Below are 15,625 nucleotides of genomic sequence, written 5' to 3' on the forward strand. Positions count from 1 at the left end.
CTCTGTTTTGGCACTCCGAAAGTGGATCGCGAAGTAAAAAACGCCTGAGCTAGCGGACTAACCCAGGCGTTTTTTCATGCGATTCGATTTACTTGCGCAGACCCAGCTTGGCGATCAGCGCGGTGTAGCGGTCGGCATCCTTGGACTTGAGGTAGTCCAGGAGCTTGCGGCGGCGGCTCACCATGCGCAGCAGGCCGCGACGGCCGTGGTGGTCCTTGGCGTGCGTCTTGAAGTGGGGGGTGAGCTCGTTGATACGGGCGGTCAGCAGTGCGACTTGCACTTCGGGGCTGCCGGTGTCGTTGGCGGCGCGGGCGTTGTCCTTGACGACTTCGGCCTTGATGGAGGCTGCGATCATTGAATTTCCTTTGTTCCGGGATGTTTGACTTGCGGTGAGCGCTGGAACTGCCCTCACCGTGCGCCTTGCGGCATGCAAAGCCATTCATTATAGCTCGCCCCCAGGCTCCGCGCACTTCGTGTCGCTCCTCCCTCCCCCTACCGGGGGCGATGCCTGCGGCCCGGCGGAGCCGGTTCCGCGGCATCTCTGGAACGGGCGGCTCGCCTGCGGCCTCGCCCCCCTGGTGCCCTTCTACTGTTTGGATAGCCAGGTTTTGAGGCGCTCCACACCTTGGACCAGCCGCTGCGGGTCCTTGGAGGCGAAGCACCAGCGCAGCCAGCCCTGGGCTTCGGGGGCGAAGGCATTGCCGGGGGCCAGGCCGAGGCCGGCTTCGACGACCAGGCGCTTGGCGAGGTCGAGGGAGTCGCCGAAGCCTTCGAGGCGAAAGAAGGCGTACATGCCGCCCTTGGCGGGGGCCACCTGCACGCCGGGCAGCGCGGCCAGGAGAGGCACCAGGGTGTCGCGGCACTGCTTCAGGTGGGCCACCACGCGAGGGGTGATCTCCGCAGTGTGCTCGATGGCGGCAACGGCGGCGCGCTGCGTGAAGACGCTGGCGCAGGAGGTGTTGAACTCGATCAGCTTGCCGATGCCGTCGACCAGCGCGGGCGGAAGCACGAGCCAGCCGAGGCGCCAGCCGGTCATGAGGAAGCTCTTGGAGAAGCTGTGCGTCACCACCAGCCGGTCATCGGGCCTGGAAATGTCGAGGAAGCTCGGCGCGCAGCCGTTGGGCGTCGATTCGAAGTACAGCCGCTCGTACACCTCGTCGGCCAGGATCCAGGTGCCGGTTTCGCGGCAATGGTCGAGCACGGCCTGCTGCTCTTCGCGCGTCATGGTCCAGCCGGTCGGGTTGTTGGGCGCGTTGACGATCAGCAGCCTGGTCTTTGGCGTGACGGCCTTGCGCAGCGCGGCCAGGTCGAGCGTCCACTGGCCACCGGCGGGCACCAGCGACACCGTGCGCACGTGGGCGCCGAGGATCGCGGGCTGCGCCGTGAGGTTGGGCCACACGGGCGTGACCGCGACCACTTCGTCGCCCGCATCGACCAGCGCCTGGACCGCGAGCATCAGCGCGCTGACGCCGCCGGACGTGACCGCGATGCGCGACGCATCGACCGCGGGATGCAGCGCGCTGGTGTAGCGCGCGATGGCCTCGCGCAATTCGGGCAGGCCGAGGTTGTGCGCATAGAAGGTCTCGCCGCGCTGCAGCGAGTCGATGGCGGCCTGGCGGATCACCTCGGGCGTGACCTCGTCGCTTTCGCCGAACCAGAAGGCGAGCACGTCGTCTCGGCCGAGTCCGGCATTGGCAACCTCGCGGATCTTGGAGGCTTCGAGGTTGTGGATGGCTTCACGCATGTCTTTTGTTTCCTAGATTCGTTTCATCTTGCAGGTGGTCGGCAGTTCGGCGCGTTCGGGGGCGATGGTCTTGACCACGCGAAAGCCGTAGCCCGACCCCTCGACATCGAACTGCACGCCCGGGCTGCCCTGCTTGTCCATCACGCCAACCACCAGCTGCTGCTGGAACTGGTGGTCCGCCGCGCGCATGCGGCCGCGCTGTCCGTAGAGGCTCACGTCGGCCTGCTCGAGCGCGCGCGCCACGGCCACCGCGTCGACACTGCCCGCGCGTGCAACCGCTTGCGCGAGCGACTCGACGAGCAATTGCATGCGCATGTGCACGTAGTCGTCGGCAGGCTTGGGAAAGCGCGTGCGGAAGGCGCGGTAGAAGGCCTCGGACTGCGCGCTCTGCACGTTGGGCAGCCAGTCGGCCACCGCGATCACGCGGCCGATGCCCGCGTCGCCGATGGCCGCCGGCGCGCCGAGTGCGTTGCCGTAGAAGGTATAGAAGCTGCCGTTGAAGCCGGCCTCGCGCGCGGCCTTCACGAGCAGCGTGAGGTCGTTGCCCCAGTTGCCGGTGAACACGGCCTGCGCGCCGCTCGCGATGATCTTGCTGGCATAGGGCGCGAAGTCCTTCACCTTGCCCATCGGATGGAGCTCTTCCCCGACGATCTCGATGTCGGGCCGCTGCAGGCCGAGCTGGCGCTTCGATTCGCGCAGCACCGCCTGGCCGAAGCTGTAGTCCTGCCCGATCAGGTAGGCGCGCTTGATGGCCGCATCGTCCTTCACCACTTGCATGAGCGCGGCCACGCGCATGTCGGCGTGCGCGTCGAAGCGGAAGTGCCAGAAGCTGCAGCGCTCGTTGGTCAGCGCTGGATCGACCGCCGCGTAGTTGAGGAAGATCACGCGCCGCGCGGGGTCGCGCTCGTTGTTCTTCTCGATGGCATCGACCAGCGCCGCGGCGGTGGCCGACGAGTTGCCCTGCAGCACGATGCGCGCGCCGTCGTCGATGGCCGCGCGCAGCGCCGACAGCGCTTCTTCGTTCTGCCCCTTGCTGTCGTAGCGGTCGAGCTGCAGCGGCCGTGCGCCGCCGGGCAGCTTGATGCCGCCGCGCGCATTCACGCGCTCCACGGCCCACAGCAGGTTGCGGAACACCGCCTCGCCGGTGTTGGCGAACGGCCCGCTCATGCTTTCGATCAGCGCGAGGCGGATCGGCGCGGGCGCTGCCTGCGCCTGCGCTGCGAAGGGCGCCGCGCATAGCGCCAGCGCCGCAAATTTCAAGGCCTTGCGACGCCAAATAAAGGGAGGATTCATTGTCTTGAAACGAGTGCGGCTGTGCCTAGATGAGGTGTCAAGCGGCACTCAGGATTGAATGGCCGCGCAGTGTAAGGGACACACATTTCTTGTCCCCATTGTGTTCATTCAGGAGTTCTCACATGTTTTTCGCACCCACCCTTCGCACCGCCCGCTTTGCACCCCGTTCGTACGACCGCGCCGTCGAGCGCTTCGTCAACGAGGCCTTCGCCGGCACGCGCACCTCGCCGCTCGTCGAACAGGACGACAAGAGCTGGACGCTTTCCGTCGACGTGCCGGGCCTCTCGCGCGAAGACCTCGCCATCGGCATCGAAGGCGCCGTGGTCCGCATCGACAGCAAGGCAGAAGCCAAGCGCCAGTTCAAGGCAGCCTACGAATTGCCGCTGGACATCGACGTGTCCTCGAGCGAAGCCAAGCTCGAGAACGGCGTGCTCACGCTGAAGCTGGGCAAGCTGGTGCCGGTCAGCCAGGTTTCGCAACTGCAGATCAACTGAGCCTGCAAAGCCCACAAGAGGAAAGTGTCGTTATCTATTGTTTTTGACTTTGAAGACGCTCCCTAATCACAATACGACAGCGAATAACGTCACATCATGTGACGTTTTCACATTTTCCTTTCTTCGTGGGCGTTTCGACAGACGCACCGAATCCATGACGGTGCGGATTCGGGTGCCCCTCAAGGCACGCCATGATCACGCACCTCAAGTCAGCCAAAGACGATGAACGGTCCGATACGCTCCTGGTCTTCCTTCCGGGCGCCTACCTGAAACCTGACGAGTTCGAGCGCGAGGGCTTCATCAGCGCCGTGCGCGAGCGCCATCTGGCGGCCGACTCGCTGCTGGTGGATGCCGATGTTTCCTACTACTACGACCAGACGCTCAGCGAGCGGCTGCATGCAGACGTCATCGAGCCGCAGCGCGCCAAGGGCTACAAGTCGATCTGGCTGGTCGGGATCTCCATTGGCGGCTTTGGGGCGCTGATCCATGAACTGTCGCGGCCGGGCTCGGTCGACGGCATCGTCGCGCTGGCGCCCTACCTGGGGCGTCGCGTGCTGGGTGCCGAGATCCTCAAGGCCGGCGGCCTGCGCACCTGGCAGGCGCCGGCCGGCCCCCTGCCCGACGAGGAAGTCGACCGCAAGCTGTGGCCCTGGTTCCAGCAGTACCTGGAGCCGCAGAAATCCCAAAGCCTGCCCCAGCTCTACCTTGGCTTCGGCCTCAGCGACCGCTTTGCCAGCAACCACAAGCTGCTGGCGGACGCCCTGCCCGAAGGCCGCGTCTTCACCACCGAGGGCGGCCACGACTGGCCGCAATGGCGCCAGCTCTGGCGCAATGTGCTCGATGTGCTGCCGCTGCCATCGCTCGGCCGCTCGCGCGGGTCGTCGGCTACGCGGCCACCGGCGCCGCGGATGACGCCATCAGCGAAGCCATGGGCCATCGCGGCTTGACGTCGAAGGCATAGCGCTCGCTCGCCTCTGCCAAACCCGACTGCAGCCGCATGGCGGCCGCCATGGCAATCATCGCGCCGTTGTCGGTGCACAGGTGCAGTTCCGGATAGTGCACGCGCACGCCGCGCTTGGCGCAGGCGGCGTTCAACTGTTCCCGCAGGCTCCGGTTCGCGCCCACGCCGCCGGCCACCACCAGCCGCTTGAGGCCCGTCTGCCCGAGCGCAGCCAGCGATTTCTTCAGCAGCACCTCGACGATGGCCGCCTGCGTGGACGCGGCCAGGTCGGCCTTGTTCGCCTCGAGCTCGGCGCCGAGCTTCTTGGCCTGTGTCAGCACGGCCGTCTTCAGGCCGGCGAATGAAAAATCGAGGTCGCCGCTATGCAGCAGCGGCCGCGGCAGCTTGAACGCCGCAGGGTTGCCCGCCTCCGCCAGCTTGGCCAGCCAGGGGCCGCCCGGATAGGGCAGGCCCATGAGCTTGGCGCTCTTGTCGAAGGCCTCGCCGGCCGCATCGTCGATGGTTTCGCCCAGGAGCTCGTAGCGGCCCACGCCGTCGACCCGCATCAGCTGGGTATGGCCGCCCGACACGAGCAGCGCCACAAAGGGAAATTCCGGCGGATCGGCACTCAGGAACGGCGACAGCAGATGCCCTTCGAGGTGATGCACCCCGAGCACCGGCTTGCCGAGCGCCGCGCCCAGCGCGCAGGCCACGCCCGCGCCCACCAGCAAGGCCCCGGCCAGGCCGGGCCCGCGCGTGTAGGCGACCACGTCGATCTCGGCCAGCGAGCGGCCCGCCTCGGCCATCACGGCTTCGGTCAGCGGCAGCACGCGGCGGATGTGGTCGCGGCTGGCCAGCTCGGGCACCACGCCGCCATAGGCCTGGTGCATGGCGATCTGGCTGTGCAGCGCATGCGAGCGCAACTGCGGCAGCGCGCTGCCATGCGTTTCCACCAGCGCCACGCCGGTTTCGTCGCAGGATGATTCGATTCCCAGGAGAAGCATGCCCGGGAGTGTAGGCGGCGAGGAATGCCCGTGCGGCACGGATGTTGCAGCAAGCCTTTTGCTTCCCCTCCCCCACCATGAAATCCGGACTGAGTTTTCTGATCGCCGCCAGAAAGTGCGAAATCGACGAGCTGGACCAGCTCGCGCGCACCAGCGAGCTGGTCGGCCTGATCGCGCGGCTGGTCCATGCGCTGCAGCGGGAGCGCGGCATGTCCAACGTGTTCCTCGCCTCGCGCGGCGGCCGCTTCGCCGAGCAGCGCGATCCGCAGATCGCCGAATGCCTGGCGCTCGAGCAGGAGGTGCGTGCCGGATTCGACCAGCTCGAGACCGAAGCGCACCCCGGCGCCACCGCCGGCAACAGCGCCCGCCTCTTCAGCCGCATTGCCTGGGTGCTTCCGGGGCTGGACGGCCTGCCCGCCCTGCGCCGGCGCATCGGCGCGCTCGAGCTGACGCCCGCGCAGGCCACCGCGGCCTTCGCCAAGCTGGTTGCCGGCCTGCTGGCGGTGGTGTTCGAGGCAGCCGACGGCGCCACCGATCCCGAGATCTCGCGCCTGCTGGTGGCGATGTTCAACTTCATGCAGGGCAAGGAATTTGCCGGCCAGGAGCGCGCCTTCGGCGCCGCCTCGCTGGCGCTGGGCCGCGGCGACGAGGCGCAGCGCCAGCAATGGCTGCACCTCATCGAACTGCAGGAGCGCTGCTTCCAGGTCTTCACCGACTTTTCGAGCAGCGGCGTGCTGGCGCTCTGGCACCACAGCCAGTCCGAGGCCGTCATGGCCGAGATCGAGCGCCAGCGCCGCATGAGCGTGAGCTCGGCGCAGGCGGCTTCGGCGGCCGCGCCCGACCCCCGGCTGAGCCAGGCCTGGTTCGACTGGTGCACGCGCCGCATCGACGCCATGAAGACCGTCGAGGACCGGCTGGCCGCCGACTTGCGCGAGCTCTGCGCCCGCAAGACCGCGCAGGCGCGCAGCGAGCTGCAGCGCTACCAGCAGGTGCTCGGCAACCTGGCGCCGGAGCCCGAGGGCGCGGTGTTCTTCGACGACGCCGACACCCGGGCCACCGAGCCCGCGCAGTACGGCCGCCACCTGGAGCGCTCGGTGCTCGACATGGTCCAGGAGCAGTCGCGCCGGCTGCAGGCCATGGGCGACGAGCTCGAAACCGCGCGCGCTTCCCTCAACGAGCGCAAGCTGGTCGAGCGCGCCAAGGGTCTGCTGATGGCGCACCGCCGCATGAGCGAGAACGAGGCGCACAAGATGCTGCTGCAGACGGCCATGAACCAGAAGCGCCGCCTGGTCGACGTGGCCGAGTCGATGCTCGCCATGGCCGACTACCTGCCGCTCGATGCAGCGCCCCGGCGCTGAGCGCCGCCCCAAAAAGCGTTCGGATTGGTGCAGTGCACAACAAGCGTGCATGCCTGCGGATTTCCGCCTGGCAGCCCTTGCGCATGCGCCGGCAACCGCTCTCCTGCTGCCGATTCGATAGCAACCGGCAGCCGCAAAAGCTGGCACACAGCTTGCTGAAGTAGTCCATGGACCTTCGGGTCCCAGGCAGGCGGCACCCAACGGCGGGTGTTGCCCACCGCGATCGGACAAAGGCGTCCCCCATCCCGCAAGGGCTCGTTTTCGAGCAGCCCCTGCGCGGTGCGGGACGCCTTTTTGTTTTTGTCTTCCTTTGTTTGTTTGTTGTTCTTCAACCGGAGCCCGCCACATGACCGACCCGCTGAAAACCCGCCTCAGCCGCCGCCGCGTACTGCAAGCCGCCGCCATCGGCGCCGTGGGAGTCAATCCCGCGCTGCGCGCCGCCGTCTGGGCCCAGGGCTCCGACAAGCCCGAGAAGGAAGAAGTGAAGATCGGCTTCATCCCGCTGACCGACTGCGCCAGCGTGGTGATGGCCTCGGTGCTGGGCATCGACAAGAAGTACGGCGTGAAGATCGTGCCCAGCAAGGAAGCCAGCTGGGCCGGCGTGCGCGACAAGCTCTCCAACGGCGACCTGGACATGGCGCACGTGCTCTACGGCCTGGTCTACGGCATGCACCTGGGCCTGAGCGGCCCCAAGAAGGACATGGCCGTGCTCATGACCCTCAACAACAACGGCCAGGCGATCACGCTGTCGAAGAAGCTCGCGGACAAGGGCGCGGTGGACGCGGCCTCGCTCGCCAAGCTGATCGCGAGCGAAAAGCGCGAATACACCTTCGCACAGACCTTTCCCACGGGCACGCATGCGATGTGGCTCTACTACTGGCTCGCATCGGCCGGCATCGACCCGTTCAAGGACGTCAAGAACATCACGGTGCCGCCTCCGCAGATGGTGGCCAACATGCGCGTGGGCAACATGGACGGCTACTGCGTGGGCGAGCCCTGGGGCCAGCGCGCGATCATGGACGGCATCGGCGTGACGGCCATCACGACGCAGGACATCTGGAAGGACCACCCCGAGAAGGTGCTCGGCACCACGGGCGACTTCGTCAAGAAGTACCCCAACACCGCGCGCGCCGTCACCGCGGCCATCATCGAGGCCGGCAAGTGGATCGACACCGGCCTGCAGAACAAGAACAAGATGGCCGAGACCATCGCCGACAAGAGCTACGTCAACACCAGCGTGGATGCGATCAACCAGCGCATCCTCGGGCGCTACGTCAACGGCATGGGCAAGAGCTGGGACGACCCCAACCACATGAAGTTCTACAACGGCGGCGCCGTGAGCTTTCCCTACCTGTCGGACGGCATGTGGTTCCTCACGCAGCACAAGCGCTGGGGCCTGCTCAAGGAGCATCCGGACTACCTGAAGGTGGCCACCGAGATCAACCGCATCGACATCTACAAGCAGGCCGCCGCCGCCACGCAGACGCCGGTGCCCAAGGACACGATGCGCAGCAGCAAGCTGTTCGACGGCACCGTGTGGGACGGCAAGGATCCGAAGAAGTACGCCGAGTCTTTCAAGCTGCATGCCTGAGGAGGAACACATCATGGTCAGCGCTGTATTCCATTCGCCGATGGACGCATCTCTCCCTCTCCCGCGTGCGGGAGAGGGTCGGGGTGAGGGTGTGGTCCGCGCCGAGGCGGCCCCTCACCCCAAAAAGCAACGCCCCCCCATCGACCTGCGCGCCTTCTGGATGCGCGTGCTGCCGCCGCTCGCGGGCTTCGGCCTGCTGGTGCTGATCTGGGAGCTGGTGGCCATGAAGAGCACCACCGGCTTTCCGTCGCCGCTCGCGACCTGGCAGCAGGCGCTCACGGTGTTCAGCGACCCGTTCTACAGCAAGGGGCCGAACGACCAGGGCGTGGGCTGGAACGTGCTCTCGTCGCTGCAGCGCGTGGCGCTGGGCTTCGGGCTGGCGGCGGCGGTCGGCATTCCGGCGGGCTTTGCGATCGGGCGCTTCGAGTTTCTTTCGCGCATGTTCAATCCGCTCATCAGCCTGCTGCGCCCGGTGTCGCCGCTCGCATGGCTGCCGATCGGCCTCTTGGTGTTCAAGGGCGCCAACCCGGCGGCCATCTGGACCATCTTCATCTGCTCGATCTGGCCGATGGTGATCAACACCGCGGTTGGCGTGCAGCGCGTGCCGAGCGATTACATGAACGTGGCCAAGGTGCTGAACCTGTCGGAGTGGAAGATCTTCACGAAGATCCTGTTCCCGGCCGTGCTGCCCTACATGCTGACCGGCGTGCGGCTGGCCGTGGGCACCGCCTGGCTGGTGATCGTCGCGGCCGAGATGCTGACCGGCGGCGTGGGCATCGGCTTCTGGGTGTGGGACGAGTGGAACAACCTCAACGTCGCCAACATCATCATCGCGATCTTCGTGATCGGCATCGTCGGGCTGGTGCTGGAGTTCGCGCTCATCAAGCTGGCTACTGCATTCACGTTCGAAGAGGTGAAGTCATGAATGATGATTCCAAGTACATCGAGATCCACAACGTCGAGCAGCGCTTCAAGACGGCCAAGGGCAGCTTCCTTGCGCTGCAGGGCGTCAACCTGAACGTGGCCAAGGGCGAGTTCGTCACGCTGATCGGCCACTCGGGCTGCGGCAAGTCGACGCTGCTGAACCTCATCGCGGGCCTGACCACGCCGACGCAGGGCGTGCTGCTGTGCGCGAACAGGGAAATCAAGGGCCCCGGCCCCGAGCGCGCGGTGGTCTTTCAGAACCACTCGCTGCTGCCTTGGCTCACCTGCTTCGAGAACGTGTACCTGGCCGTCGAGCGCGTCTTTGCGGCCACCGAAGGCAAGGCGCAGCTGCGCGCGCGCACCGATGCGGCGCTTGCAATGGTCGGCCTCTCGGCCGCTGCGCAGAAGCGCCCGGGTGAAATCTCCGGCGGCATGAAGCAGCGCGTGGGCATTGCGCGCGCGCTGTCGATGGAACCCAAGGTGCTGCTGATGGACGAGCCCTTCGGCGCCCTCGACGCACTCACGCGCGCCAAGCTGCAGGACGAACTGCTCGCGATCGTGCAGAAGACGCAGAGCACCGTCGTGATGGTCACGCACGACGTCGACGAGGCGGTGCTGCTCTCCGACCGCATCGTGATGCTCACCAACGGCCCGGCCGCCACCATCGGCGAGGTGCTGAAGGTCGACATCGCGCGTCCGCGCAACCGCGTCGAGCTGGCCGAAGACCCGGCCTATGTTCATGCCCGCAAGGCCGTGATCGATTTCCTCTACACGCGCCAGGCGCACGTGGAGAAAGTCGCAGCCTGATCCCACGGGCGCGGCGCGACCGGAGTCAGGACATGATGACTTGCAGGCTGTGCTCGTACCAGGCGGTGAGGCGCTCGAAGGTGTCGACGAGCGCCTCGCTGGAACGCACCAGCGTCGCGCGGCCTTCGGGGCTGTCCAGCGCCTGCACGCCACCGACCAGGCGCAGCCATTCGTCGCGCGCGGCCGCCAGCGCGGCGCGGATCTCGGGTGAGCTGAGGGGCGCGCGCTCCAGCTCCAGCAGCGCGGCCTCGAACTCGTTCATGGTCGGCAGCAGCCGCTCGCGCGACGCCTCGGCCGCAATGATCGATGCGAGCAATGCATCCTTCGCGAGGCGCTGCGCGCGCATGCGCTGGCGACCGCAGATGTTGACGATGCGCAGCGCGCGCCGCGCGCCCGAGGCCTCCAGCGCTTCGGTCATGGCCTCGGCCGCCGACAGCAAGGCCTCGCCGCGCGCGTCGATCTCGGCCAGCCCCTGCTGCGCGGGACGCGCGGCCAGCGAGGTGGCGAGCGCGCTCCAGGCGGCCTGCACTTCGCCCAGCGCGAGCACGCCGGCCGCGCCCAGCTCGAGGGTGCCCAGATGATCGAGGTTCTGCTGCACCCGCTCAGTCGATTGCGTGCGCAGGACCCGTGCGCGCTGCACGTCGATGCCCGACAGCAGCTGCGCCGCCACACGCACCAGCCGCTGCGAGAGCATGCGCAGCTGCCCGGCGCGGTTGATCGCATCGGCCCACTGCGCGGCCTCGATGACCGAGCGCGACACCTCGCCCAGCCGCAGGTTGGCATGCATCGCGGCGCCGCGCAGCAGGCCGAAGGCTTCGTCTTCGCCGATGCCACGCGCCGACATCAGCAGGCCCTTGGCGCGATCGACCCACTTGCGCTCGTCCATGCGCGTGCGCAGCGCGTCGAGCTCGGTGCGCAGCGCGGCCTCGCGCTGCCAGCGGGCCTGCGCGCGGGTGAGCAGTGCCGCGAGCGACACGGCGTCCAGCGCATCGATGGGCGCCCATGCATGCACGCCGAGCGCGGCCAGCGCCTCGTGCTGTTCTCCGCTCAGCGGCGCACTGGCCAGGCTCAGCGCGCAAGGCGGCGCACCACCCCAGGCCTGCAATGCATCGACCAGCGCCGGCAGCTGATCCGCCGGCTCCGGCAGATGGACCAGGGCCTGTTGCGGTGCAAGCGCACTCGCCTGCTGCACCAGCGTGTGGCAGGTGGCCCTTCCGAGCACGGTGGCATTCGCCCCCTGGAGCGCCAGCCGCAACGGCTCCGGCAGCTCCGGCAAGGGCGCGGAGCCGGCGAATTCATTGGGCAGGACGGCGAGAAGGGAAATCATGGCGAGGTGATGCAGAGCAGTGCAAGCATAGGCCAGGCCCGCGCGCTTTCGCAGGCACGCCTTTTGCGTAGAACAGGGTGCGGTGTAACGAAGCACCGCTTTGGTGAGGCTGCAGGCTCCTGCATCCGTCCTGGCACTGCACGTGCCGGGAAGCACCCCCACGCCAGCAGCGTCCGCCGCCGGCATCCCGCCCCAACCCCGTCCGTCGACACGGCTCCTGCAAGGCCGCGCCGCGGCATTTCGCACGATTGAACGCCATGTCCAGCTTCAAGACCTTTCTGCATTCCGGCCACGGGCCGACGCTGTTTGCGTCCTTCCTGTACTTCTCGTTCTCGTGCTGCATCTGGGTGCTCAACGGCGCGATGGCGCCCTTCATCGGCGAGAGCTTCGACCTCTCGCCCGCGCAGAAGGGGCTGATGCTGTCGGTGCCGATCATCGCGGGTGCGCTGATGCGCTTTCCGCTCGGCATCCTGTCGCAGTACATCGGCCGCAAGAACGCGACGCTGGTCGAGATGGGCCTGATCGCGGTGGCGATGCTGTTCGGCTTCTTCTTCGTGAAGAGCTTCAACGACCTGCTCGCCATGGGCGTGCTGCTGGGCATTGCGGGCGCGAGCTTCGGCGTGGCGCTGTCGCTGGGCTCGGGCTGGTTCCCGCCGCAGCACAAGGGCCTGGCAATGGGCCTGGTGGGCGCCGGCAACGTAGGCACGGCGGTGTCGGTGCTGGTGGCGCCGCCGCTCGCGCAGTGGCTCGGCTGGCAGGCGGTGTACGGCGTGGCGGCCGGCGCGATCCTCATGCCGATGGTCGTGATGATCGTGTTCGCCAAGGAGCCGCCCGACGTCGACAGCCATGCGAGCTTCCGCGCGCACATCGCCTGCCTGTTCGAGAAGGACGGCTGGGTGTTCAGCCTGATCTACGGCGTGACCTTCGGCGGCTTCATCGGGCTCACCACCTTCCTGCCCTCCTACTACTACGACCAGTTCGGCGTGAGCAAGGTGCAGGCCGGCCAGCTCACGATGCTGGCCGCCTTCATGGGCGCGGCGGTTCGCATCGTCGGCGGCTGGATCTCCGACCGCTGGGGCGGCGTCAACACGCTGACCGTGGTGCTGCTGGTGGTGGCCGTGGGGCTGGTGCTGGTGGGCATCTCGTCGGGCTCGCTCGCGCTCACCACCCTGCTGCTGATCCTGTGCTTTGCCGCGCTGGGCGCGGGCAACGGCGCGCTGTTCCAGCTGGTGCCGCTGCGCTGGCCCACGAGCACCGCGGTGGCCGGCTCGATGATCGGCGAGATCGGCGCGCTGGGCGGCGGGCTGGTGCCCAACGCCATGGGCCTGTCGAAGCAGTACCTGGGCAGCTATGTCTGGGGCTTTGTGTTCTTCGGTGCGCTGTCGCTGGTGATGCTGGGCGTCATGCGCGTGATGCAGATCCGCTGGACGCGCACCTGGGCAGAGAAAGGCGGCCGCGCGCGCACCTCGCCCCACGCTGCCGACGCCAAGTACGTGCCTCCAAGGAAGACGGCGCGGCCATGACCTCCCTCCGCCCGCCCTCAACGTGGCAAGAACAGCAGCCACACCACCAGCAGTGCGTTGAACAGCAGCGACACGGCCAGCGCGATCTTGTAGAGCGCGGCCGGGTCGCGGCGGATCAGCGGCGTGGCGGCGGGCGCACTCACGGGGCGGGAAGCGCCGCGCTCCAGCGCGAGCAGCATTTCCTCGGCGGTTTCGAAGCGCTCGCGCGGATCGCGCGCGACGGCCTTGCGCACCAGGTGGTCGAGCCACACGGGCACATCGGGCCGCAGGCGCGAGAGCGCGGCCGGATCGCGCCGGTAGCGCGCCACCTGGTAGGGCTCGATCTCGCCGTAGGGCAGATGGCCGCCGAGCCACTGGTACAGCGTGACGCCGAGCGCGAACAGGTCGCTCGCGGTGTCGGCCTCGGCGCCCTCCCACTGCTCGGGGTTGATGTAGCTCGGCGTGCCGGCATGCAGCTCCCGCTGGGCCGCGCCTTCGCGGCCCGACAGCGCCACGCCCAGGTCGAGGATGCGCCAGCGGCCGTCGTCGCCCAGGTGCAGGTTGCCGGGCTTGATGTCGCGGTGCACCACGCCGTGGCGATGCAGCCGGCCCAGGGCCTTGGTCACTTCGATGGCCGCGGCAACCACCTCGGCCACCGTGCCGCGCGCGCCGGACTTGCGCATCTGCTCCAGCGTGCGCCCGCCGTGCCAGTCGAACACGATGTAGAGCGCGCTGGCGTTCTCGGCGCGTTCGTGCACGCGCACGAATCCGCTGTTGCCCACGCGCTGGCCCAGCCAGGCTTCGTGCGCGAGCATCGCGCGCTCCTGCGGGTCACTGGCGCGCGAGGGATGCAGCGTCTTGAGCGCCACCAGTTCGCGCGTGGCCGCATTGCGTGCCTGGTACAGCAGGTGCACGCCGGTGTCGGCCACCAGTGCGGTGACGACGTAGCCGTCGAGCGCGTCGCCCACCTTCAACAAGGGCGGCGGCGCCAGGCGGCGGCCGTCGCCGAGTTCGTCGTCGAGCTGCCGCACATCGAGGCCGACGACGCGGATGACCAGCGCGGTCGCGTTGTCGCGCGTGCCTGCGTCCAGCGCCGCCTGCACCAGCGCCTCGCTCGCCTCCTCGGCACTGCCCTGCAGGGCGAGCGCGGCCAGGCGCTGCGGCTTGAGCACGCCGTGCACGCCATCGGTGCTGAGCACGAAGCAATCGCCCACGCGCACGTCGCCCTGCGCATAGTCGACGCGCACCTGGTCGTCCAGGCCGATGGCGCGCGTCAGCCGGCTGCGCATGTCGGGATGCTCGAAGGCGTGGTCCTGGGTCAGCGGCATGGCCGGCTCGCCGCCGGCGCGCACGCGCCAGGCGCGCGTGTCGCCCACATGCGCGAGCGTGTAGCTCTGGCCGTGCAGCACCAGCGCCGTCAGCGTGGTGAGCGCGGTGGCGCTGCCCTGCCGCCGCCGGTTGTGGTCGGCGAGCCAGGCGTTCTGCGCGGCGACCAGGCGGTCGAGCGCGGCAGTCGGCTCCCAGGTATCGGGCGTCGCGAAGTAGTCGGCCAAGAGGCCCATGACGGTGGTCTGCGCCGCCTCCAGGCCGCGCCCGCCCGTGGACACGCCATCGGCAATGGCCGCGATGAGCCCGCGCGACTCGTCGCCGGGCGGCGCGTTCACGGCGCCCGCGAAGTCTTCGTTCACGTCGCGCGGTCCGCGCTGGCTGCTGTAGCCGATGTCCACTTCAAAGCTCATGGCGCCATTCTCCACATGCTTTCCGCGCGCGCCGTGCGCTTCCTTTGCTTGATTCGTTGAAAGGCCCCACCCATGATGAAGAAACTCAAGCTCGTGATGGTCGGCAACGGCATGGCCGGCGTGCGCACGCTGGAGGAGCTCTTGAAGCTCGCCCCCGACCTGTACGACATCACCGTCTTCGGCGCCGAGCCGCACCCCAACTACAACCGCATCCTGCTGTCGCCCGTGCTCGCCGGCGAGCAGACGGTCGACGAGATCGTGCTCAACAGCTGGGCGTGGTACACGGAAAACAACATCACCCTGCACGCCGGCAAGAAGGTGGCCGAGGTCGACCGCGTGAAACGCATCGTGCGCGCCGAGGATGGCACCGAGGCCCCCTACGACCGCCTCCTGATGTGCACCGGCTCCAACCCCTTCATGCTGCCCGTGCCCGGCAAGGACCTGAAAGGCGTCATCGCCTACCGCGACATCGCCGACACCGACTACATGATCGAGACCGCGCGCACCCACAAGAGCGCCGTCGTCATCGGCGGCGGCCTGCTCGGGCTGGAAGCGGCCAACGGCCTGATGCTGCGCGGCATGGACGTCACCGTGGTGCACGTCATGCCCTGGCTGATGGAGCGCCAGCTGGACGACGTCGCGGGCAAGCTGCTGCAGAAGTCGCTGGAGGACCGGGGCCTGAAGTTCCTGATCGGCGCCCAGACCCAGGAACTCGTCGGTGACAGCAATGAGGGAAAGGATGGCCGCGTCAAGGCCATCCGCTTCAAGGACGGCACCGAGGTTCCCGCCGACCTGGTCGTCATGGCTGTGGGCATCCGCCCCAACACCGAACTGGCCGAGCGGATGCGCCTGCACTGCCACCGCGGCATCGTCGTCACCGACACCATGCAGACCGTGACCGA

Annotated in this window: 15 protein-coding genes; 8 read left to right on the top strand and 7 right to left on the bottom strand. The window is 68.0% G+C overall.

Annotated elements, in window-relative coordinates; all coding sequences use genetic code 11:
• Nucleotides 1-88 precede the first annotated feature (88 nt).
• The 3 genes from rpsO to AC1DMS_RS24875 form a co-directional block, all read right to left on the bottom strand.
• Nucleotides 89-355, bottom strand: coding sequence for a 30S ribosomal protein S15 (gene rpsO, locus AC1DMS_RS24865; RefSeq protein WP_007837783.1), 267 nt, complete (start codon nt 353-355; stop codon nt 89-91).
• A 231-nt stretch (nt 356-586) separates the two neighbouring features.
• Nucleotides 587-1,744, bottom strand: coding sequence for a pyridoxal phosphate-dependent aminotransferase (locus tag AC1DMS_RS24870; protein WP_478181934.1), 1,158 nt, complete (start codon nt 1,742-1,744; stop codon nt 587-589).
• Nucleotides 1,745-1,756: 12 nt separating this feature from the next.
• A complete protein-coding gene (locus AC1DMS_RS24875) occupies nt 1,757-3,037 on the bottom strand; it encodes a branched-chain amino acid ABC transporter substrate-binding protein (RefSeq protein ID WP_478181935.1) in 1,281 nt (426 codons plus the stop codon).
• Between the two features lie 122 nt (nt 3,038-3,159).
• Between AC1DMS_RS24875 and AC1DMS_RS24880 the strand changes: the two genes are divergently transcribed.
• Together AC1DMS_RS24880 and AC1DMS_RS24885 are read left to right on the top strand one after the other, a co-directional pair.
• Nucleotides 3,160-3,531, top strand: a complete 372-nt coding sequence (locus tag AC1DMS_RS24880; RefSeq protein WP_436300382.1) for an Hsp20/alpha crystallin family protein — start codon at nt 3,160-3,162, stop codon at nt 3,529-3,531.
• Nucleotides 3,532-3,722: 191 nt separating this feature from the next.
• The gene (locus AC1DMS_RS24885) at nt 3,723-4,478 is read left to right on the top strand and encodes an alpha/beta hydrolase-fold protein (protein WP_018905845.1); all 756 of its coding nucleotides are present in this window, start codon (nt 3,723-3,725) and stop codon (nt 4,476-4,478) included.
• On the opposite strand, the gene tsaD is transcribed toward AC1DMS_RS24885, so the two are convergent.
• Complete coding sequence (gene tsaD / locus AC1DMS_RS24890; RefSeq protein ID WP_012748616.1) at nt 4,417-5,475, bottom strand: tRNA (adenosine(37)-N6)-threonylcarbamoyltransferase complex transferase subunit TsaD; 1,059 nt, start codon at nt 5,473-5,475, stop codon at nt 4,417-4,419. The two genes, AC1DMS_RS24885 and tsaD, sit on opposite strands and share 62 nt — an antisense overlap.
• A 77-nt stretch (nt 5,476-5,552) precedes the next feature.
• Here tsaD and AC1DMS_RS24895 point away from each other — a divergent pair, with 77 nt between their 5' ends.
• A complete protein-coding gene (locus AC1DMS_RS24895; RefSeq protein ID WP_478181936.1) occupies nt 5,553-6,833 on the top strand; it encodes a nitrate- and nitrite sensing domain-containing protein in 1,281 nt (426 codons plus the stop codon).
• Here AC1DMS_RS24895 and AC1DMS_RS24900 read toward each other — a convergent pair.
• Nucleotides 6,800-7,165 carry a hypothetical protein gene (locus AC1DMS_RS24900; RefSeq protein ID WP_436311275.1) on the bottom strand — a complete coding sequence of 122 codons (366 nt, stop codon included), beginning with the start codon at nt 7,163-7,165 and terminating at the stop codon, nt 6,800-6,802. The genes AC1DMS_RS24895 and AC1DMS_RS24900 overlap by 34 nt on opposite strands.
• A 14-nt stretch (nt 7,166-7,179) precedes the next feature.
• On the opposite strand from AC1DMS_RS24900, the gene AC1DMS_RS24905 reads away from it, so the two are divergent.
• The 3 genes from AC1DMS_RS24905 to AC1DMS_RS24915 are packed head-to-tail and all read left to right on the top strand — an operon-like array spanning nt 7,180 to nt 10,155.
• Complete coding sequence (locus AC1DMS_RS24905) at nt 7,180-8,424, top strand: CmpA/NrtA family ABC transporter substrate-binding protein (RefSeq protein WP_012748618.1); 1,245 nt, start codon at nt 7,180-7,182, stop codon at nt 8,422-8,424.
• 13 nt (nt 8,425-8,437) lie between these two features.
• Nucleotides 8,438-9,349 (top strand): nitrate ABC transporter permease, encoded by a 912-nt coding sequence (ntrB, locus tag AC1DMS_RS24910; RefSeq protein WP_028256280.1) that lies wholly within the window; start codon nt 8,438-8,440, stop codon nt 9,347-9,349.
• Nucleotides 9,346-10,155 carry an ABC transporter ATP-binding protein gene (locus AC1DMS_RS24915; RefSeq protein WP_012748620.1) on the top strand — a complete coding sequence of 270 codons (810 nt, stop codon included), beginning with the start codon at nt 9,346-9,348 and terminating at the stop codon, nt 10,153-10,155. Before ntrB ends, AC1DMS_RS24915 begins: the two co-directional genes overlap by 4 nt.
• Before the next feature lie 25 nt (nt 10,156-10,180).
• Here AC1DMS_RS24915 and AC1DMS_RS24920 read toward each other — a convergent pair whose 3' ends face one another.
• Complete coding sequence (locus AC1DMS_RS24920) at nt 10,181-11,482, bottom strand: ANTAR domain-containing protein (RefSeq protein ID WP_018905840.1); 1,302 nt, start codon at nt 11,480-11,482, stop codon at nt 10,181-10,183.
• A 257-nt stretch (nt 11,483-11,739) separates the two neighbouring features.
• On the opposite strand from AC1DMS_RS24920, the gene AC1DMS_RS24925 reads away from it, so the two are divergent.
• Entirely contained in the window at nt 11,740-13,005 is a 1,266-nt protein-coding gene (locus AC1DMS_RS24925) for an MFS transporter (protein WP_478181937.1), read from the top strand.
• Nucleotides 13,006-13,022: 17 nt separating this feature from the next.
• On the opposite strand, the gene AC1DMS_RS24930 is transcribed toward AC1DMS_RS24925, so the two are convergent.
• Entirely contained in the window at nt 13,023-14,723 is a 1,701-nt protein-coding gene (locus tag AC1DMS_RS24930) for a bifunctional protein-serine/threonine kinase/phosphatase (RefSeq protein ID WP_369663142.1), read from the bottom strand.
• Nucleotides 14,724-14,798: 75 nt separating this feature from the next.
• Between AC1DMS_RS24930 and AC1DMS_RS24935 the strand changes: the two genes are divergently transcribed.
• A partial coding sequence (locus tag AC1DMS_RS24935) for an NAD(P)/FAD-dependent oxidoreductase (RefSeq protein ID WP_478181938.1) occupies nt 14,799-15,625 on the top strand: 827 nt, incomplete at its 3' end.

The organism is Variovorax sp. 05T418 (genome assembly GCF_056396385.1).